Source organism: Actinoplanes sp. TBRC 11911 (assembly GCF_012933445.1).
In the GTDB taxonomy this organism is placed as follows: domain Bacteria; phylum Actinomycetota; class Actinomycetes; order Mycobacteriales; family Micromonosporaceae; genus Actinoplanes.
This window is the reverse complement of the sequence record NZ_JABBNC010000030.1, coordinates 1-20,157: the sequence shown is the minus strand read 5'-3', so window position 1 is coordinate 20,157 and position 20,157 is coordinate 1. Positions and strand designations below refer to the sequence as shown.

At 68.9% G+C, this 20,157-nt stretch carries 16 protein-coding genes and 1 pseudogene; 8 read left to right on the top strand and 9 right to left on the bottom strand.

The features are described from left to right. Positions 1-233 precede the first annotated feature (233 nt). Both HH310_RS31360 and HH310_RS31355 read right to left on the bottom strand, forming a co-directional pair. Positions 234-1,598 carry a UDP-glucose/GDP-mannose dehydrogenase family protein gene (locus tag HH310_RS31360; RefSeq protein WP_169179325.1) on the bottom strand — a complete coding sequence of 455 codons (1,365 nt, stop codon included), beginning with the start codon at positions 1,596-1,598 and terminating at the stop codon, positions 234-236. Positions 1,599-1,697: 99 nt separating this feature from the next. Continuing rightward, positions 1,698-3,059 (bottom strand): FAD-binding oxidoreductase, encoded by a 1,362-nt coding sequence (locus HH310_RS31355; RefSeq protein WP_169179324.1) that lies wholly within the window; start codon positions 3,057-3,059, stop codon positions 1,698-1,700. A gap of 279 nt (positions 3,060-3,338) precedes the next feature. Here HH310_RS31355 and HH310_RS31350 point away from each other — a divergent pair, with 279 nt between their 5' ends. The 4 genes from HH310_RS31350 (at position 3,339) to HH310_RS31335 (ending at position 8,005) form a co-directional block, all read left to right on the top strand. Further along, on the top strand, positions 3,339-3,509 hold the full coding sequence (locus HH310_RS31350; RefSeq protein WP_169179308.1) for a hypothetical protein: 171 nt from the start codon (positions 3,339-3,341) through the stop codon (positions 3,507-3,509). A 14-nt stretch (positions 3,510-3,523) separates the two neighbouring features. Beyond that, a complete protein-coding gene (locus HH310_RS31345) occupies positions 3,524-6,418 on the top strand; it encodes a glycoside hydrolase family 48 protein (protein ID WP_169179323.1) in 2,895 nt (964 codons plus the stop codon). A 13-nt stretch (positions 6,419-6,431) separates the two neighbouring features. Further along, entirely contained in the window at positions 6,432-7,508 is a 1,077-nt protein-coding gene (locus HH310_RS31340) for a lytic polysaccharide monooxygenase (RefSeq protein ID WP_169179322.1), read from the top strand. Positions 7,509-7,615: 107 nt separating this feature from the next. Continuing rightward, positions 7,616-8,005 (top strand): hypothetical protein, encoded by a 390-nt coding sequence (locus tag HH310_RS31335; RefSeq protein WP_169179321.1) that lies wholly within the window; start codon positions 7,616-7,618, stop codon positions 8,003-8,005. A gap of 70 nt (positions 8,006-8,075) precedes the next feature. Here HH310_RS31335 and HH310_RS31330 read toward each other — a convergent pair whose 3' ends face one another. From HH310_RS31330 to HH310_RS31320, 3 genes are all read right to left on the bottom strand, one after another. Then, positions 8,076-9,413, bottom strand: coding sequence for a hypothetical protein (locus tag HH310_RS31330; RefSeq protein WP_169179320.1), 1,338 nt, complete (start codon positions 9,411-9,413; stop codon positions 8,076-8,078). A gap of 103 nt (positions 9,414-9,516) precedes the next feature. Further along, positions 9,517-10,437 (bottom strand): endo-1,4-beta-xylanase, encoded by a 921-nt coding sequence (locus HH310_RS31325; protein ID WP_312034446.1) that lies wholly within the window; start codon positions 10,435-10,437, stop codon positions 9,517-9,519. Next, positions 10,407-10,568 (bottom strand): hypothetical protein, encoded by a 162-nt coding sequence (locus HH310_RS31320; protein WP_169179319.1) that lies wholly within the window; start codon positions 10,566-10,568, stop codon positions 10,407-10,409. The genes HH310_RS31325 and HH310_RS31320 overlap by 31 nt, the downstream gene beginning before the upstream one ends. 218 nt (positions 10,569-10,786) lie before the next feature. On the opposite strand from HH310_RS31320, the gene HH310_RS31315 reads away from it, so the two are divergent. The 3 genes from HH310_RS31315 to HH310_RS31305 all read left to right on the top strand — a co-directional run bounded on the left by HH310_RS31315 (position 10,787) and on the right by HH310_RS31305 (position 16,672). Beyond that, a complete protein-coding gene (locus HH310_RS31315; protein WP_169179318.1) occupies positions 10,787-12,055 on the top strand; it encodes an SGNH/GDSL hydrolase family protein in 1,269 nt (422 codons plus the stop codon). 107 nt (positions 12,056-12,162) lie between these two features. Beyond that, the gene (locus tag HH310_RS31310; RefSeq protein WP_248294615.1) at positions 12,163-15,072 is read left to right on the top strand and encodes a glycosyl hydrolase 115 family protein; all 2,910 of its coding nucleotides are present in this window, start codon (positions 12,163-12,165) and stop codon (positions 15,070-15,072) included. Positions 15,073-15,352: 280 nt separating this feature from the next. Beyond that, positions 15,353-16,672 (top strand): SGNH/GDSL hydrolase family protein, encoded by a 1,320-nt coding sequence (locus HH310_RS31305; RefSeq protein ID WP_169179316.1) that lies wholly within the window; start codon positions 15,353-15,355, stop codon positions 16,670-16,672. Positions 16,673-16,679: 7 nt separating this feature from the next. On the opposite strand, the gene HH310_RS31300 is transcribed toward HH310_RS31305, so the two are convergent. From HH310_RS31300 to HH310_RS31285, 4 genes and pseudogenes are all read right to left on the bottom strand, one after another. Then, positions 16,680-17,300 (bottom strand): L-threonylcarbamoyladenylate synthase, encoded by a 621-nt coding sequence (locus tag HH310_RS31300; protein WP_169179315.1) that lies wholly within the window; start codon positions 17,298-17,300, stop codon positions 16,680-16,682. A gap of 9 nt (positions 17,301-17,309) precedes the next feature. After that, a pseudogene (locus HH310_RS45910) lies at positions 17,310-18,239 on the bottom strand (NAD(P)-dependent oxidoreductase); the annotation flags it as partial. 21 nt (positions 18,240-18,260) lie between these two features. Then, positions 18,261-18,566, bottom strand: a complete 306-nt coding sequence (locus tag HH310_RS31290; RefSeq protein WP_169179313.1) for a hypothetical protein — start codon at positions 18,564-18,566, stop codon at positions 18,261-18,263. 7 nt (positions 18,567-18,573) lie between these two features. After that, positions 18,574-19,149 carry a TetR/AcrR family transcriptional regulator gene (locus HH310_RS31285; RefSeq protein ID WP_211192840.1) on the bottom strand — a complete coding sequence of 192 codons (576 nt, stop codon included), beginning with the start codon at positions 19,147-19,149 and terminating at the stop codon, positions 18,574-18,576. Positions 19,150-19,225: 76 nt separating this feature from the next. On the opposite strand from HH310_RS31285, the gene HH310_RS31280 reads away from it, so the two are divergent. Further along, positions 19,226-19,828 (top strand): hemerythrin domain-containing protein, encoded by a 603-nt coding sequence (locus HH310_RS31280; protein ID WP_169179311.1) that lies wholly within the window; start codon positions 19,226-19,228, stop codon positions 19,826-19,828. Positions 19,829-20,157 lie beyond the last annotated feature (329 nt).

Sequence of the window (20,157 nt, the reverse complement as noted above, 5' to 3'; positions counted from 1 at the left end):
CGAAGCGCTACTTGGGTCACAGTCAAGAGGTAACCGAGTCGTTGCGCAATGATTTCCGGTTGATCGAGAGGTAACGATCCGGCAGCGGTCTCACCTGGACCTTAACCGGTTAAGGAAATCGCGCTGGTCAGACCCCTGATGTGACCCTAGTCGCAAAGAGGCCACCCCGCGCCGGATATCGCTGGATACCCGAGGCGGGGTGGCCTGTTCGGTTGATGGAGCGTCTGCTGTGGTTACCCGGCCATGGAGAGGTAGCGGTAGCCGAGGCGGTTCATCCGGTCGTTGTCGAGCACGTGCCGGCCGTCCAGCAGGATCGGCGTGCGCATGAGACCGACGAACTTGCTCCAGTCCAGTTCGAGGTACTGCGCCCACTCGGTCACCAGCACCACGGCGTCGGCGTCCTCGAAGACACCGTCGAGAGTGTCGCTGACGAACGGCGCGAGCTCCGGCTGCTCCGCCCGGAACCGGTTGGCCGCGATCGGGTCGTGCAGGCGGACCCGGGCACCGCGCGCGATCAGCAGGTTGGCGATGTCCAGCGACGGCGAGTCGCGCAGGTCGTCGGTGTTCGGCTTGAACGCGATGCCGAGCAGGCCGATCTTGCGGCCCTTGAGGATGCGCAGCTCGTCCTGCAGGCGCTCCACCGCGATCGCGCGCTGCCGCGTGTTCACGTCACGGGCGGCCCGGACGATCGGCATCTCGTAGTTGTACTCGGCGGCCGTCGTGATCAGAGCGGCCGTGTCCTTGCCGAAGCAGGAACCGCCCCAGCCCACGCCCGCCTGCAGGAACCGCGAACCGATTCGCTGGTCCAGGCCGATCCCGCGGGCCACCTCGGTGATGTCCGCGCCGACCTTGCCGGCCAGCTGCCCGATCTCGTTGGCATAGCTGATCTTCAGGGCCAGGAAGGCGTTCGCCGCATACTTGATCAGCTCGGCGCTCGCGAGGTCGGTGGAGACCAGCGGCACCGCGCCGATGTCCTCCGGCCGCGGCGAGAAGCTCGGGGCGGTGAAGGTCTGATTGATGATCGGCCGGTACAGCTGGTTCAGCACCTCGAGGCTGCGCGGGTTGTCCGAGCCGATGACGATGCGGTCCGGGAACAGGGTGTCGTGGATCGCGTTGCCCTCGCGCAGGAACTCCGGATTGGACGCGACCGCGAATTCCGTGTTCTCCGGGCGGTCCTCGCGCTGCGCGAACGACTCACGCAGAATCGCGTCGACCCAGTTGCCGCTGCCGATCGGGACGGTCGACTTGTTCACCACCACGGTGAACGTGTGCGCGAGATTCTGCGCGACGCTCTCCGCGGCCGCCCGCAGATAACGCAGGTCCGGGCTGCCGTCCGACGACGACGGCGTCTGCACGGCCACGAAGACCACGTCAGCGCCCGGCACGCCCTCGGTGTAGCTGGTGGTGAAATGAAGGTTCGGCGCCGCCTCGGCGAGCAGCTCGTCCATGCCCGGCTCGTAGATCGGGGTATGCCCCGCCCGAAGCATGTCGACCTTGCTCTGATCCAGGTCGATGCACGTCACCTCGTGTCCGAGAAAGGCGAGGCTGACCCCGGTGGTCAGGCCGACGTAGCCCGTCCCGACAACGCAAACCTTCATGTACCCGCTCCTCCATGGCGCCGTCGGCACCCCTGATCCCGCCAGATGATACACAGCACGGGAAAACACCGCCCTAATGCTCGACGGACGGTATCGGAATCATTCCGATGGGTTGCCGACGACTTTTCCGGGATTGAAAATGTTAAATGGGTCAAGACATTCCTTGACCGCCTGTTGCATAGCCAGTACCGAGGGCGACAATTCCCTGTTCATGCCGCCGCGTTTGAGTAATCCGACGCCGTGCTCGCCGGTCACCGTGCCGCCCGCGGCGATCGCCGCGGACAGAATCTCCTCGAAGGCGGCCTGCGCCGCCACGCGTAACTCGTCGTCGCCGGCCGGCGTGATGATCAACGGATGCAGGTTGCCGTCGCCGGCGTGCGCGATGGTCGCGATCTGCAAGTCGTGCCGTTGCGCGATCCCGTTGATCTCGGCGAGCATCGCCGGCACCTTCGACCGGGGCACGCAGATGTCCTCGGTCAGTACCGGCCCGAGGCGTTCCATCGCCGGATAGGCCAGCCGGCGCGCGGCGAACAACGCCTCCGCCTCGAACGGATCGGTGGACTGCTCGGCCCAGATCGCCCCCGAGTCGGTGAACGCCGTGGCGATCGACGCGGCCTCCGCGTCGTCGCTGTCGACCTGCGCGAGCAGCAGCGCCTCGGCGTCCGCGGTCACGCCGAGATGCTTCCAGTCCTCGACGGCCCGCAGCGTGGCGCGGTCCAAAAGTTCCAGCGCGGCGGGGAGCAGGCCGCGCCGGGTGCACTCGGCCACCGCCTCGCCGGCCGCCACGACATCAGAAAAAGCTCCGACCACAGTACGAGGTTCCGTACGCCTCGCCGGCCGCAGACGCAGCGTGACCTCGGTGACGACACCGAGCGTTCCCTCCGAGCCGACGAACAGCCCCGTCAAGTCATAACCGGCGACGCCCTTGGTGGTGCGCCGTCCAAGATTCACCACCGTCCCGTACGCCCCGGCGGGGCCCCCGACCACGGCTTCGAGCCCGAGTACGTAGTCGCGGGTCACGCCGTACTTGAGGCAGCACAGCCCGCCCGCGTTGGTGGCGACGTTCCCGCCGATGGTCGACCAGGGCGCGCTGGCCGGGTCGGGCGGATACCACAGGCCGCGCTCCTTGACGGCGGCCTTGAGATCGTCGTTCACCACGCCCGGCTGCACGACGGCGACCATGTTGTCGGTGTCGATCTCCAGGATCTTGTTCATCTTGCTCATGTCGAGGACGACGCCACCGTCGACGGCATTGGCCCCGCCGGACAGCCCGGTGCCGGCGCCGCGCGCGACAACCGGGATCCGCCGCTCCGCACAGATCTTGACCACGCTCGCGACGTCCTCGGTCGTGCGCGGGCGCACGGCGGCGATCGCCTTGCCGACCCGAGCCCACTCCGCCTCGTCGTGGGAGAGGGCGTCCAGAACGTCGGCATCGGTCACGGTGTCGATCCCGGGGAACATGGTCCGAACCTACGACAGCAACGCACGCCGCGCTCTCCCGCTTTCCGGCCAGTGTGGATCGCGGCGCGCGCCGGGCCATGCGAGCGGGGCCGCGACGGAACCATCGTCATGACATACCCGAAATGCCCGACACTCCAACACTGACGGATGCCGAGATCTGCGCAGAACCTAAAACACCATTGTCACGAAATATCCGAAATGTCAGGCAGTAGCTGTCAACTTGATGAGGCGAGGGGTTGACAGATATGTCGCATGCGCCCGACGCTTGGGAGCGCTCCCATGTTTACGTTCATCAATGAAGGGCGTCGGACGGATGAGACGGTCCATCACCGTGACGCCGGCTACCACGGCGCGCTCGCCTCCGGCGCGAGCACCACCTTCGGCTTCCTGGGCAGCACCACAGGTACGACCAACCCCGTCCCCTCCCCGATCACCTGTACGCCCCTCTAGGAAGGAATCCCCACGTGAGACGAAAAGTCCTGGCCGTCGCCGGCGCCGCCGTCCTCGGCGCCGGAGCGGCCCTCACGGCCGGCGTCCCCGCCCAGGCGGCCGCCGCCTGCACCGTCGTCTACAAGGTGCAGAGCCAGTGGACCGGTGGCTTCACCGGTGACATCGCGATCACCAACGCCGGTGATCCAATGACCAGCTGGCGATTGGAGTACGACTTCCCGGACGCGAACCAGCGGGTCACCCAGGGCTGGAACGGCACGTACGCGCAAAGCGCCCGGCACGTGACCGTCACCAACGCCGCGTACAACGGCACGCTGGCCACCGGGCAGACCGTGGGCACCGGCTTCAACGGCACCTGGACCTCGGCCAACCCGGTGCCGACGTCGTTCACCCTCAACGGCACGCCCTGCAACGGCGCGGTGGCCGCACCGAGCGTGCAGATCACCGCGCCGGCGGCCAATACGCGTTACACCGCGCCCGCCTCGATCCCCATCACGGCGAGCGCTTCGGCGGCGTCCGGTGGCTCCATCGGGAAGGTCGAGTTCTATCACGACGGGCTGCTGCTGAGCACGGACACGGCCGCGCCGTACGCGTACACCTGGTCGGGCGTGCCCGCCCAGACCGCGGCCTACCACCTGCAGGCCATCGCGTACGACGCGAACGGGGTCAAGAGCAGCACGGCCGACGTGCCGGTGTTCGTCGACGCCAGCACCACCCCGGCGATCGTCGCGGACGCGTCGTCGGTGAGTGTCGCGCCGGGTGACTCGACCACCTTCCGGGTTGCCCTGTCCCGGGCGCCGGCCGCGAATGTGACCGTCGCGGTTGCGCGCAGTGCCGGAGCTACTGCTATTTCGGCGGCGCCTGCCTCGCTTTCGTTCACCCCGTCCAATTGGGGGACCGGCCAGGCTGTCACGGTTTCGGCGACCAGCGCGGCCGCGTTGAATTCGACGGCGACGATCTCGGCCACGAGTAGTGGGTATACCGCGGCGTCGGTGGCTGTCACGGTCGCTGCTGCCGGAAATGACCGATTTTCTCAACTTTATGGTGACATAAAGAATCCGGCTAACGGCTACTTCAGCCCGGAAGGCGTGCCCTACCACTCGATCGAGACGCTGATCGACGAAGCCCCGGACCAGGGTCATGAGACCACGTCCGAGGCGTTCAGCTACTGGCTGTGGCTGGAGGCCGAACACGGGCAGGCAAGCGGTGACTGGCAGCCGTTCAACAGCGCGTGGTCGACGATGGAGAAGTACATCATCCCGTCGCACGCGGACCAACCGACGAACGCGAACTACAACGCGTCCAAGCCGGCCACCTACGCGGCGGAATACCCGTTGCCGTCGCAGTACCCGTCGCAACTCGACACCGGCGTCAGCGTCGGGCAGGACCCCCTCGCGGCCGAGCTGAAGAGCGCGTACGGGACCGACGACATCTACGGCATGCACTGGTTGCTGGACGTCGACAACACGTACGGCTTCGGTCATTGCGGCGACGAGACCAGCCGGGTCGTCTATATCAACACGTTCCAGCGCGGGCCGCAGGAGTCGACGTGGGAGACCGTCCCGCAGCCGTCCTGCGACACGTTCGCGCACGGCGGCCCGAACGGGTACCTCGACCTGTTCACCAAGGACGCCAGCTACGCCAGGCAGTGGAAGTACACGAACGCGCCGGACGCTGACTCGCGCGCGGTGCAAGCGGCGTACTGGGCGTACACCTGGGCCTCGCAGCAGGGCAAAGCCTCGCAGATCTCGGCGGCGGTGGCGAACGCCGCCAAGATGGGCGATTACCTGCGGTACTCCTTCTACGACAAGTACTTCAAGAACCCGGGTTGCACGTCGACCTCGTGTGCCGCGGGCACCGGCAAGAGCAGCTCGAACAACCTGATGTCCTGGTACTACGCCTGGGGTGGCGCGACCGACACGAGCGCCAGCTGGGCGTGGCGGATCGGCTCCAGCACCAGCCACTTCGGATACCAGAACCCGATGGCCGCGTACGTGCTCTCGAACGTCGCGGCGCTGTCCCCTCGCTCGCCGACGGCCAAGGCCGACTGGCAGGCCAGCCTGAACCGGCAGCTCGAGTTCTACCAGTGGCTGCAGTCCTCCGAGGGGGCCATCGCCGGCGGCGCCACGAACAGCTGGAACGGCAACTACTCGGCGCGCCCGGCGAACGTGCCGACCTTCTACGGCCTGGCCTACGTCGAGGCACCCGTGTACGCGGACCCGCCGTCCAACCAGTGGTTCGGCATGCAGACCTGGTCGCTGGAACGGCTCGCCGAGTACTACTACACGACCGGCGACGCCAAGGCCAAGGCGGTGCTCGACAAGTGGGTGCCGTGGGCGCTCGCGAACAGCACGATCAGCGCGACGGCCTTCTCCATCCCGTCCGACATGGCGTGGTCGGGCGCACCGGCCACCTGGAACCCGTCGAACCCGGCGGCCAACACCAACCTGCACGTCACGGTGACCAGCAAGGGCCAGGACCTCGGCGTGGCGGGCTCGTTCGCGAAGCTGCTGACCTACTACGCGGCGAAGTCCGGCAACGCGACCGCGAAGACGGCGGCGAAGAACCTGCTCGACGCGATCTGGACGCACAAGGACGCGAAGGGCGTGTCGGTCACCGAGACGCGCGCCGACTACAACAGGTTCGACGACGTCTACAACGCCTCCACCGGGCAGGGCCTCTACATCCCACCGGGCTGGAGCGGCACCATGCCGAACGGCGACCAGATCAAGCCCGGAGCGTCCTTCCTGGACATTCGCTCCTTCTACCGCAACGACCCGGACTTCCCGAAGGTGCAGGCCTACCTGAACGGCGGACCGGCACCCACGTTCAACTACCACCGGTTCTGGGCGCAGGTCGACGTGGCCACCGGCTACGCCGACTTCGCGCGCCTGTTCCCCAACGGCTGAGCAGGAGGACAACATGCGAAAATTCCTGATGTACGCCGTGGCAGCGGTGCTCGCGGCCGGTCTGGGAGCCGTGCTGATGCCCAGCGGCGCGAGCGCTCATGGCGCGATGATGATGCCGGGCAGCCGCACGTTCCTGTGTTACAAGGACGGCCGTAACCCGCAGACCGGGGCGATCGAGCCCACCAACGCCGCCTGCGCCGCCGCGGCCGCGCAAGGAGGGACCACTCCGTTCTACAACTGGTTCGCCGTGCTGCGCTCGGACGGGGCCGGTCGGATGGCCGGGTTCATTCCGGACGGCCAGTTGTGCAGCGGGGGCACCGGGGGCCCGTACAACTTCACCGGTTTCAACCTGCCGCGTAGCGACTGGCCGTTGACGCACCTCACGGCCGGAACGAACGTTCGTTTTAGGTACAACGACTGGGCCAAGCATCCCGGTACCTTCTCTCTCTACATCACCAAGGACACCTGGAGCCCGACCCGCGCTCTCGCCTGGAGCGACCTGGAGTCCACGCCGTTCTCCCAGGTGACCAACCCGCCCGCCGACGGCGGCCCGGGCACCGACGACGGCAACTACTGGTGGGACGGCCGGCTGCCGACCGGCAAGAGCGGCCGGCACCTGATCTACTCGGTGTGGTCGCGCTCGGACAGCACGGAAACCTTCTACGGCTGCTCCGACGTGGTCTTCGACGGCGGCAACGGCGAGGTGACCGGCATCCGCGGCGGCACCACGACGCCCCCGCCGACGAACCCGCCGCCCACCGACCCGACCACGCCGCCGCCGTCATCGGGCAGCTGCACCGCCATGTTCAACGTCAGCCAGGCGTGGACCGGCGGCTTCCAGGCCGAGGTGATGGTGCACGCCCCCACGAACGCGTCGATCGGAAAGTGGACGGTGACGTGGACGTGGCCCGGCGCGCAGACGCTGGCCCAGTCGTGGAGCTCGACGACGACGTCGAGCGGTTCGCTGGTGACCGCGAAGAACGCGGCCTGGAACGGCACGGTCGCGGCCGGCCAGTACGTGACGTTCGGGTTGCTCGGCTCGGGCACCGCCCCAGCGTCGGTGAACAACCTCTCGTGTAGCACCGCATAGCGGTTCAGGCGGGTGGCCGGCACTGCCGGCCGCCCGCCATGACGGCCGGGGAGGGCGCGCCGTAGCATGTGCCGGCCGTCCCCCGAGCCACCCCGAAGGAATCGTTCGTGTCCGACACCTCGTGCCGTATCTGTTATCGGGCGCCCGCCGCGAACGTCAGCTTCCACGGGCACGAGGGCCTCGTGGTGCTGATGCGTTTCAGCCGGATCGACGGGCCGTTCTGCCGGGACTGCGGGCTGGCGGTGTACCGCGACGTCAGCGCGCGCACCCTCCTGCGTGGATGGTGGGGGATCGCGTCGCTGTTCATCACCGCGGGCACCCTGGTGTTGAACACGGTTCGGCGGACCCGGGTGGCCTTGCTGCCGGAGTCCTCGCGGCCGGCCAACGACCGCACGCTCAACCCCGGCAAGCCGTTGCTGGACCGCGCCGCCGCCTTCGGCCTGCTGGTCCCCGCATTGCTCATCATCTACATCGGGTTCAGCGCAGCCCACTCCTGAGCTTCGCGACACCCGCCGGGCTCTCGCAGGGCCATGGGCGCCGGTTGACCCGGCCGCGTCGGCCGTGCCGTTACCGGAGGACCTCCGGCGGCCATGGAACGCCGTCCGGCCAATCCGCGGGCGGTCCGGGGTCGGCCCGCACGGCGTCGTCCTCGGGCGGCGCCTCGGGAGCATCCGCGGCGGGTGCGGACTGCTCCGCGGTCGGCCGCGCCGAGCCGGCGCCCGGCTCGAACACCTCGAGGCGTCCCGTCCGGTCGCCGGCCCGCTTCGTCATCACCCGGTAGCTGAACGGGATGTCGCTCGTGCCCCTGACCTCGAAACCCGTCGGCGTGCGCTCCGCGACGAAAAGCTGGTCCGACGGCCCTTCCGCGGTGAGGAACACGTGGTAGTCGTCGCCGATCCCGGTCACCGCCGCGAAATCCGGGTCGATCTCGACCTGGGCGACCCCGCGCCGCAGCCGGGCCCGGCCGATGTCCTCGAACCAGCGCTCCGGCGCCTCCACCGTGTGCATGACCCGCTGTGAGCCGTCGGGATGGGTGAGCACCGACGCCTTGGTGGGACCGGACACGAACAGCGAACCGTCGACGCTGAGGTCACCGACGGCCCCGGCGACCGAGCGGACTCGGACCGGCCCGTCGAATCGGCCCGCCCACGGCGTGAAGGGAAGGCCACCGCTGACAAAGGCGGGGCCGGAGACGCCGATGACCCCGATCCCACCGGTCCGGCCGTCGCCACCCTGCACGCCCGCGGTGACGCCCTTGCCGAACACGCCCCAGCTGGCGACGGCCGGAGTCCCGTCCGGGTTCACGGTCCGGCCTTCGCCGCACACGCCAAGCGTTCCACCCTCACCCCGTACGGCTTGGGTCACCAGGTTGAGAGTGCCCGAACCCGGTGGAAAGCCGGTGTGGCGGCCCAGCACCGCCCGGGCGCCCGTGACCGCCTCACCGCACACACCGGCGTCGGTGCTGCTCCGTGACTGGGTCAAGCCGAACACACCATGACCGGACGGCCCGTCCCCGACCGACAGGCCCCGGACGCCGTCGCCGGGGGCACCGATCCCGACCGCCCCCATGCCCCGGGCGCCCGGAACGCCGCCGACGAATTGACCTCCGACGAGCCCGGCGGCAATGACCGAGGCGGAAAGCCGCTGACTCGCGCCCCCGGTCGTTCGAATGTTGTTCACAATGACGCATTGCGGCGCCGGTTCGGGCGCCGGATTGAACGCGCCGCCGGGCAGAAACTGATCATTCGTGGATACCTTGGTGAGCGTCAGCATCGGCCCGCGGCCGGCCGGGATCCCCTGCTGCGCCGCCTCCACCAGGTCCTCTTCCCAGACGGTCGGCGCCGACGACGAGTTCTGATTGGGAAAGACACTGTCCGTACCGACGAGCAACGGATCGTTATTCATGACCCTGAGTGTGGCGTGCGCCGATACGGCGGGCGACGGCAAAGTCGGCTAATTGGCAAAGCTGCCCCGCGCACCGCGAATACGGCGAGCGGGGCAGCACCCGTCAGTGCCCGGCCAGCTGGAACGTCTCGCGCATCGTGTAGTACGCGGGCTTGGGCTGGAAGTTCTCGTCCATCGGCGTGGCCGAGCCCTCGCCGTCGAAGAAGCCCGGCACCCACGAGTACTTGTCGGTGAAACCCCACAGCGTGTACGAGACGCAGCCGCGCACCAGCAAGCATGCCCGCAGCAGCGAGCCGAAGCCCTCGGACTGCGCGGCGCTCTTGTAGACGTCGACCGGAAGCTGCATCCGGATGTCCACCTCGGTGTAGGCGGTCTTGATGCCCAGCGAGTCGAACCGCTGCGCGTTCTGCAGCACCGTGTTCGGCAGGCCGTACTGCAGGGCGAGGTGCCCCTGCATGCCCATGCCCTGCACCGGCACGCCCTGCTTGCGCAGCGTCTTGATCAGGTTGTAGTAGGCGTCGGTCTTCGGGTTGAGCCACTCGGCGTTGTAGTCGTTGAGGAACAGCAGAGCGTTCGGGTCGGCCTGGTGCGCCCAGCGGAACGCGTCGGCGATGTAGTTCGGGCCGAGCGCGCGCAGCCAGATCGTGTCACGCATGGTGCCGTCGTCGTTGAAGACCTCGTTCGCGACGTCCCACGCCCAGATCTTGCCCTTGTACCGGCCCACCTCGGTGAAGATGTGCTTGCGCAGCAGGTCGCGCAGCTGCGCCGGGGTGAACGCGTCCTCGGTCAGCCAGGACGGGAGCTGGCTGTGCCAGACCAGCGTGTGCCCGCGGACCTTCTGGCCGTGCGCGCGGGCGAACGCGACGAGCTCGTCGGCCGGCCCCCAGTTGAACTGGCCCTGGACCGGCTCGACCTCGGACCACTTCATCGCGTTCTCGGGCGTGACCTGGTCGAACTCCTTCGCGACCGCGGCCCGGTAGGTGGCGTCGGCGTTCAGTGCGTTCGCGTCGACCGCAGTGCCGATCCGGACGCCGGTGCCGCGCGCGGCGGACCGCAGGCTGTCGTCGTGGGCCGCCTCGCCGGGGCGACGGCCAGACCGAGCATGAGCACCGTGCCGGCCGCGGCGGCGGCCAGTCCGGTTCGGAGCTTTCTCATCGAATGTCCTTTCTCGAAACCTCGTGCCGGTGGAATGGGAGTGGAACCGAAAGTTCCGATCGTTTCCGGAACCTAAACAGCGTTGCTAGGCCTCGTCAACGGTCTATGTAGCCAGAAAGGACTGACGATTGCGATCCCATGAGCCTTGACCATATCGATAGGTGCCTCTACGTTACGAGGATCCGAATCGTGTGTTTCCGAAACTTCCGGAGTCCCTCATGCCCACCCGACGTGATCTGCTCGCGATGACCTCCGGCGCCGTCGTCGGCGCCGCCACGGCCGGGGTCGCCGTGCCGGCCTCCGCGCACGCAACCGGCGCCTGGGTCGCCACCTGGGCCGCCGCGCCCACCACGATTCCGCCCACGCCGCCGCTCGTGCTCGAGCGCCAGACCGTCCGGCACGTCGTGCACTGCAGCGCCGGCGGCGACGAGATCCGCATCCGGCTCAGCAACGAGTTCGGCGACACCCCGCTGCACGTGGGCGCGATCCGCGTGGCCCGGCGCGCGGGCGATGGCGCCAGCACCGCGACCGTGCCCGGCACCGATCGGCGGGTCACCTTCGGCGGCCGCGGCGACGTCTCGATCCCGCCCGGCGCCCCGCTGGTCAGCGACCCGGTGCGGCTGCGCCTGCCGGCCGGGGGAGACCTCGCGATCAGCCTCTACCTGCCGGACCGTACGCCGGTGACGACGCTCGCCGGGTTCTCGTTCCAGGAGAACGTGATCGCGAACGGTGACGTGACCGCCGCGCGCACCGTCACCGCCGTCTCCACCGTGACCCAGGATCTGTTCCTGTCCGGCGTGGCTGTCCGTGCCGGCCGGGCCGCCGTGGTCACGCTCGGTGATTCCATCACCAACGGCGCGAACACGCAGAACAACCTGAATCACCGCTGGCCGGACCTTCTTGCCGTACGCCTCCGCGCCGCACACCTGGATCTCGGCGTGGCCAACGTGGGGATCTCCGGCAACCGGCTGCTGCACGACCCGAATCCGCCGGCCGGCAGCGACGCCGTCGGGTTCGCCAACTACTTCGGGCACAGCGCGCTGCGCCGCTTCGACCGCGACGTGCTCGCCCAGCCCGGCGCCGGCTACGTCATCGTGCTGCTCGGCGTGAACGACCTCGGGCACCCCGGCACGGTCGCGCCGCCCAGCGAGGTGGTCGGCTCGGACGACCTGATCTACGCGCACCGCCAGCTCATCGCCCGCGCGCACCAGGCCGGGCTGTCCGCGTTCGGCGCCACGGTGCTGCCGTTCAAGGGCGACACACTCGGTTTCTACAGCGAGACGAACGAACGCAAGCGCGCCGAGCTGAACCGCTGGATCCGCACGTCCGGCGAGTACGACGGCGTCATCGACTTCGACCGCGCCACCCGCGACCCGGCCGACCCGCTGCGCCTGAACCCGACCTACAACTCCGGCGACGGCCTGCACCCCAACGACGCCGGCATGGCCGCGATGGCCGCCGCCATCCCGCTGGGCTTGTTCCGATGAGGCCGCGTTTCGCCTTCTCCTTGAAGGCCGCGCTCGCTCTCGCCCTCCTCGGCCCTTTGCTCGCAGCGCCAGCCTCAGCGGCCTCTCCGATAACCGATAAATCGGAAATGTCGGTAAGAGGGCGCGCGGGAGGAGCGGCCGGGCAAGGCAGTGACTACATCGCCTTTGCCGCCGGGCACGGCAACTTCCCGCTTGTCGAGCGTGGCAAGGCCGCGCCCATTGTGGTCAGTGCCGCGGACTACGCCGGGGTCATCCGGGTCGTCGACGACCTGCAGGCCGACGTCAAGAAGGTCAGCGGGGCCCAGACGTCCGTCACGCACGACACGCTCCCCAATGGGCGCGACCCGGTCATCGTCGGGACCATCGGCAAGAGCCCGCTCATCGACCGGATCGTCGCGCGCGGCAAGCTGGACGTCAGCGGGGTGCGCGGCAAGTGGGAGACCACCATCGAACAGGTCGTCGACGATCCGCTGCCGGGGGTGCGCCGGGCGTTCGTCATCGCGGGCAGTGACCAGCGCGGGACGATCTACGGCGCGTACGACGTCTCGAAAAAGATCGGGGTCTCGCCCTGGTCCTTCTGGGACGATGTGCCCGCGGCCCGCCACGACGCCCTCTACGTGCGGCCCGGGCGGCACAGCCAGGGCACGCCGGCGGTCAAATACCGCGGGTTCTTCATCAACGACGAGAACCCCGCCACCGGCACCTGGGCGCCACAATACTTCGGGCCGGGCAAGGCACCCGGCTACCCGGGCGGGCTCAACGCCGCCTACTACGCCAAGGTGTTCGAGACGATGCTGCGGCTCAAGGCCAACTATCTGTGGCCGGCCGTGTGGGGGCGCGCGTTCGCCGAGGACGACCCGGTCAACCACGCCACCGCCACCCTGTACGGCGTGGTCATGGGCACCTCGCACGAGGCGCCGATGATGCGCGGCATCGAGGAGTGGAACCGGCACCCCACCGGCACCGGCGAGTGGAGCTTCCTGCGCAACGCCGACGCGATCAAAGCGTACTGGCGCGACGGCATCGAACGCATGCGCGACGAGAACATCGAAGGCGTCATCACGCTCGGCATGCGCGGCAACGGCGACACCGGGCTGCCCGACGGCGACGGCATCGGTCTGATGAGCGACATCATCGACAGCCAGCGGCAGATCCTGCGCGAGGAGGGGATGATCGACCGGCCGCAGGTGCAGACCCTCTACAAGGAGGTGCAGCGCTACTGGGACCAGGGGTACCGGTCGCCGGACGACGTCACTGTCGTGTTCTGCGACGACAACTGGGGCAACATGCGCAAGCTGCCCGACCCCGCGTTACCGGCCCGCAGCGGCGGCTACGGAATGTACTACCACTTCGACTACGTCGGGGACGGCCGCAACTACAAGTGGGCCGACACGGTGAACCTCACCAACACCTGGGAACAACTGCATCTCGCGTACGCCTCCGGGGTCGACCGCCTGTGGATGGTGAACGTCGGCGACCTCAAGAACGAGGAGCTGCCGACCCAGTTCTTCCTGGACTACGCGTGGAACCCGGCCGCGGTGCCGGTGACGAAGCTGGATGACTGGACACGGGCGTACGCGGCACAGAATTTCGGCGACAAGCTCGCGCCGGCCGTCGCGGAGATCCTCGACGAGTACGGGCGGTTGCAGTCGCGCCGCAAGCCGGAACTGCTCAATCGGCGCATCACCGTGGATCCGGCCAAGAACCTGGCGACGGACCCGGCCGCGGTGGTCTATAACGATCAGCAGACACCGTTCAGCCTCGAGGCGTACGGGGAAATGGATCGTGTCACCGACGACTGGCTGAGGCTGGCCGGCAAGGCCGAGCGACTCCGGGCGAAGGTGCCGGCGGCCTGGCAGGACGCGTTCTATCAACTGCTCTACTACCAGGTCAAGGACACGGCGATCGTCTACGACCTGCGACGGGCCGAATTCACCAACATTCTGTACGCCGGGCAGGGGCGCGCCGCCACGAATCAGCTCGCGGATCGGGCCGAGGCGTTGTTCGCGCAGGACCAGGCGATGAGCCGCTACTACAACACCGTGCTCGCGGGCGGCAAGTGGGCCGGATGGCAGACCCAACCCAAGATCGGGTACGGGAATGTGGAGCGTTACGGGCCGAACGCGCCATGGCAGCAGCCCGAACTGAACAATGTGGCCCTGCCCGACGAGATCTTCCCGTACCTCAAACGCGTCACCGTGCCGTCCGCCGCATCGATGGGGGTAGCCGCGACGACGCTGCCGCAGCTGAGCCCGTGGCAGAGCGGGCCCGACCGGTACGTGGAGATCTACAACAAGGGGACCACGCCGTTCCCGTACCGGATCAGCTCTCCGGTGCCGTGGCTGCACGTCTCGTCCGGCACCGTGTCCCAGCAGGTGCGCGCCAAGGTCACGGTGGACTGGAAACGGGCGCCGGCCGGATCGACCTCGGTGCCGCTGGTCGTCACGGGTGCCGGGAGCAGCGTGGTCGTCACGGTTCCGGTGTCGAACCCGGCGCTGCGGCCGGCCGGCTTCCTGGAGGCCGACGGGTATGTCGCGATGGAGGCGGACCACTACAGCCGGGCGGTCGGCGACTGGCAGCTGCTGCCCGGGATCGGGAAAACCGGCAACGGGCTGACGCCGCTGGGCGGGCCGGGGGCGCGTCTCGAGTACACGATGACGCTCACCTCGTCCGGGCCGGTGCGGGTGTCGGCGTTCCTGTCGCCGCGCAACAACACGAGGCCTACGGACGGTCTCAAGTACGCGATCTCGGTGGACGGCGCGGCGCCGCAGGCGGTGAACATCACGACCGCGACCGGCGCGAACGACACCACCATGAACCGGCAGTGGGCACGCAACACGTCCGAGAACATCAACGTCACCACGACCACGCACCTGATCGACCGGCCCGGGACGCACACGCTGACGTTCTGGATGGTCGATCCCACGGTCATCGTCCAGCGGCTCGTCGTCGACACCGGCGGGGTCCGGAACTCCTATTTGGGACCGCCGGAGAGTAAGCGGGCCGGGCATGCGTGAGGGGACGTTGCCGGGGCGGTGCGTGCCGCGGTGGGGAAGTGGGCCGGGCATGGGTGAGGGGACGTTGCCGGGGCGGTGCGTGCCGCGGTGGGGAAGTGGGCCGGGCATGAGCGAGCTGACGTTACCGGGAGCGGCGAGCGCCGCAGTGCGAAAGCGGGCCGGGCATGCGTGAGGGGACGTTGCCGGGAGCCGCGAGCGCCGCGGTGCGAAAGCGGGCCGGGCATGCGTGAGGGGACGTTGCTGGGAGCGGCGTGTGCCGCGGTGCGGAAGCGAGGCGGACATGCGTAGAAGGACTCTGCTGGGTGCGGTCGGCGCGGGCGCCGTCGGGTCGGCGGTCGCCGGCACCGCGGTGCCCGGATCGGCCGCGAGCGGGTCGGCGGGGGCCGGCGGACACGGGCGTCGCTGGCGGCACACGTGGACGGCGATGCCGCAACTCACCGAACCGGGGAACATGCCGCCGGCGCCGTTCACCGGGGACGGGGTGGTGTTCGCGGATACGACTGTGCGTCAGACGGTCCATGTCACGGTCGGTGGGTCGCGGGTGCGGGTGCGGTTCTCGAACGCGTTCGGGGTGACGGCGTTACCGATCACGGCGGCGGCGGTCGCGCTGCCGGTGGACGGGCGGGCCGGGGTGTCCGCTACTCAGCCGGGGTCGAGTCGTGTGTTGACCTTCGGAGGGCGGCGGTCGGTCTCGGTGCCGGCCGGGGCGCAGATCGTGTCCGATCCGGTGCCGTTCCTCGTGGGTAGCGGAACCAATATCGCTATTTCCGCATATTTCGGGCAGGGGCAGCTCGGGGCGCCGGGCCAGACACCGGTCGCGCTGACATCGCACCCGGGATCACGCACAACGTCCTGGCTGATTAACGGCGATTTTTCCGAAAAATCGGAAATGTCCCCGAGTGGCGGCGGCGCTGCTGCTGCCGGGCCGGTGGGGTCCGACCACTGGTATCTGATCAGTGGCGTTGAGGTGGAGTCGGCCGCCGGTGGGCTGGTGGTCGTGGGGGACTCGCTGAGCGACGGGCGGGGGTCGACGACCAACGGGAACGACCGGTGGCCCGACCAGCTTTACGCGCGCTGGCCCTCGGTGGCGGTCCTCAATCAGGCCGCGGGTGGCAACCGGGTGCTCAACGACGGGCTCGGGCCGAGCGTGCTGGCGCGGCTCGACCGGGATGTGCTGGCCACCAGCGGTGCGGACCGGATGCTGCTGTTCGAAGGGGTCAACGACATCGGCACCGCGCCGGCCACCGACGAGGGGCAGCGGCAGGTGGTGGCGGACCTGCTGGTCGCGTACGAGCAGATCGTGCTGCGCGCGCACGCCGTGGGCATCCCGGTCTACGGCGCCACGATCACCCCGTTCGGCGGCAACGAAGGCTACGACGATCCGGCGGGCCTGCGAGAGCGCTCCCGGCAGGCGGTCAACGAGCGGATCCGGCACGGGCGGCTCTTCGACGCGGCGATCGACTTCGACCGGGCGGTACGCGATCCCGCCGTGCCCCGGCAGATCGCTCCCGGATACGACACCGGCGATCACCTGCACCTCGACCCGGCCGGCTACCGTGCGCTGGCCCACGCCGTACCCGCAAAGCTTTTGACCTTCTGACGGCGCCTCACTCGAAGCGGGCCGGGTCGCCGGCACCCACCCGCAGGATCTCCGGCTCGCCGTCGGAGAGGTCGACAACCGTGGTCGGCTCCACCCCGCAGTCGCCGGAGTCGAGGACCGCGTCCAGCGCGTGGTCCAGGGTCTCCTTGATCTCCCAGCCCATCGTCATCGGCTCCTCCTGGCCGGGCAGCAGCAGCGTGCTGGAGACCAGCGGCTCACCCAGCTCGGCCAGCAGCGCCTGCGCCACCACGTGATCGGGGATGCGCACGCCGACGGTCCGCTTCTTCGGATGCAGCAGCCGGCGCGGCACCTCCTTGGTCGCCGGGAGGATGAACGTGTACGGGCCGGGGGTGGCCGACTTCACCGCGCGGAACGACGCGTTGCTGATCTGCACGAACTGGCCGAGCTGCGCGAAATTCTGGCACATCAGCGTGAAATGGTGCCGCTCGTCCAGGTGCCGGATCTCCCGGATGCGGTCCAGCCCGTCCTTGTTGCCCATCCGGCAGCCCAGCGCGAAGCACGAGTCGGTCGGGTACGCGATCAGGCCGTCGTCCCGGACGATGTCCACCACCTGCCGGATGGACCGGGCCTGCGGGTTGTCCGGGTGCACGTCGAAGTACTTAGCCACCACTGAAGATTAGTGAGGGCCACCCGCGGGAACGTGGCCATCCCCCGGCGGCGCGTCGTGCCCGGTTCGCGCCGTCATCGCGTGGATGACCGCGGTCATGTCGCTCTGCGCGTGCCCGAGCGCGTACGTCTCGGCCAGCAGCTCACCGCACACCGCCAGCAGCGGGGCGGCGAGGCCTTTCGCGGTCGCGGCCTCGACGATGAGCCGGTTGTTGTACCAGACGTCGCCGATCGCCGCCTGCACCTCGAAATCGCCGGTGACGAGCTTGGCCGCCTTGCCCCGCGAGACATAGCTGGCCATCGGACCGGCATTCAACACCTTTTCCAGTACGCCGGTGTCCAGCCCATGTCCGCGCGCGAAGTGGAACGCCTCGGCCAGCCCGGTGACCATGCTGATCAGGAACGTGTTGACGGCCAGCTTCATGAGCAGCGCCGACCCGGGCGTGGCGCCGCAGTCGACGGTCTCGCGGCACATGGGGGAGAGCAACGGGCGTACGCGGGAAAGGTCTTGGGGGTCGCCGGCCAGCATCGCGACGAGCTGGCCGAGCTCGGCGGGCCCGCGGGAGCCGGAGACGGGCGCCTCGACGTAGTGGCCGCCAGCCTGGGTGATCGCTGTGTGGAGGTCGGCCGAATACTCCGGCGCCGTCGTTCCCATGTGGACGATGAGGTGCCCGGCGACGTGCTCGGCGAACGTGGGGGTGCCGCGGCCCAGGACGCTGTCGATGGCGTCGCCGTTGGCCAGCATGACGATGACGATCTCGGCCCGTTCGAAGACCTCGCGCGGGCTCGCCGCCCGGATGGCTCCGGGAACGTGTTTGGCCGGGTCGCGGCTCCAGACGACCAGATCCGTTCCGGCGCCGGCCAGCCGGCCCGCCATCGGGCGCCCCATGACGCCTAACCCGAGAAACCCCACCGTCATGCGAGACATGCTAGGGCCAGACGGTTCGCGAGGGCGCCGAAATCAGGCGCCGTTATCGTCGACGAGGGTGTTTAGCTGGCCGATGATCACCTGAAGGTTCGTCGTCGTTTTCTCATCCAGGGTGTCGAGCTTCTGTTCCAGCTGGACCAGTCGATCGGTGTGGTCGCGCAAGATCTCCTCGTGTGCGGACTGCGTGAGCGCCACCGCCTGAACAAGATGGCGCGCCGCGTCCAAACGTGTCGCTATCCGCGACAGATCAGTATCTCGGCTCGCCCGCAGACCGGCCTCCATCTGCACCTGCTCGCGCAATTGCTCCACCTGACGGCGCAGGTCATCGAGGTCGCTCACGGGCACATTATCCGGTCCGTTGTCCGTCGAGGAACGCCCGCACCACGTCGTGCACCCAGTCGGGACCAATTTGCAGGTCGGTGAATACCGCTCTGTAGAGCAAGGGGCCGAGCAGCGTGTCGGCGGCGCGGCCGACCTCGGGGACCGTGCCGCCGCGGGCGCGTTCGTGGTCGAGCATCGCGGCCAGCTGGGCATGCCGGTCCACCATGCAGGCGCGGCTCGCGAACCCGCCGGCGCCGATCGCGGCCCGCAGCAGGGCGATGCCCTCGGGGTCGGTGAGGTCGTCGACCACGCCCTCGGTCCACCGCTCGAGGTCACCCCGCAAGGAGCCGGTGTCGGGGACCACCAGCTCGCCGTTCTCGCCGCTGAACCGGCTGGTCGCGACCTCCGCCAGCAGCTCGCCGATGGTGCGCCAGCGCCGGTACAGGGTGGTCGGGTGCACGCCGGCCCGTTCGGCGATGACCGGCAGGGTCAGGGCCTCGGCCGGTTCCTCGGCGAGCAGTTCTCTGACGGCGCGATGCACGGCGGAACGCACCCGGGCGGCGCGTCCGCCGGGCCGGGCGTTGGCGGTGTTAGGCGACACAGAACCCATTATTGCAGCGATCTTTGCGTTAGTACTAGCGTGACTAAAGCAACGATCGCTGCTTTAGGGGGATCCCATGTCCGAACCGTTGTCCGTGCTCCAGACCCAGCTCGTCCACAACGTCCACCGCCGGGCCACCACGATGCTGGTCGAGGCCGCGGCCGATCCCGCCGTGCCGGTCGGCGCGCTGGCCACGCTCCGCGAGTTCCTGGTGTCGAACCTGCACCACCACCACGAGACCGAGGACAACGATCTCTGGCCGCTGATCAAGGAGGCCGACCCGGAGGCCGCGCTGCGGATGACCGAGCTGACCGGCGAGCACAACATCCTCGACGAGGCGCTCGAGACGCTGCTGCGCGCCGACCTCAACGACCGCGAGTTCTTCACCGGAGCGGCCGAGGCCGTCCGCGACGTGGTGCACCGCCATCTGGTCGACGAGGAGCCGGTCCTGCTGCCCGCCCTGCGCGACCACCTGTCGCCCGAGGCGTGGAACGGCTTCGCCGCGCACGTGGCCGCGACCGCCCCCACCGCCCACCGCCACCTCATGATCGGCTTCATGGACCTGGCCGGCACCGGCGAGCAGATCGAGGTGATGCTGGGCGCACTGCCGCTCCCGCTGCTGGCGAGGCTGCGCGACGAGGCGAAGGAGGCGTTCGCCTCGCTGCAGGGCCGGGCTTAGCCGGATATTTCCCGACCTGACGGGCGGCCTGGGACCGATGTGGCTGACCGTGTTGGGCGGCTTGGGCTCGCTGTGGCTGGCCGTGTTGGGCGGCTTGGGCTCGCTGTGGCTGACCGTGTTGGGTGGCCTGGGACCGATGCGGCAGACCGTGTTGGGCGGCCTGGGCTCGCCGTGGCGACCGCGCTGGCCGACTTGAGACCGCTGCGCCCTGCGGAGATCGCGATGGTGCTCGGCGATCCGCAGCATCCGGGTGGTGACCTTGCTGCCCTTGGCGGCGCGAGCGTTCCCGCTCTGTGGGATATCGCAGCCGCATCGTGGGCTTTTCGCGG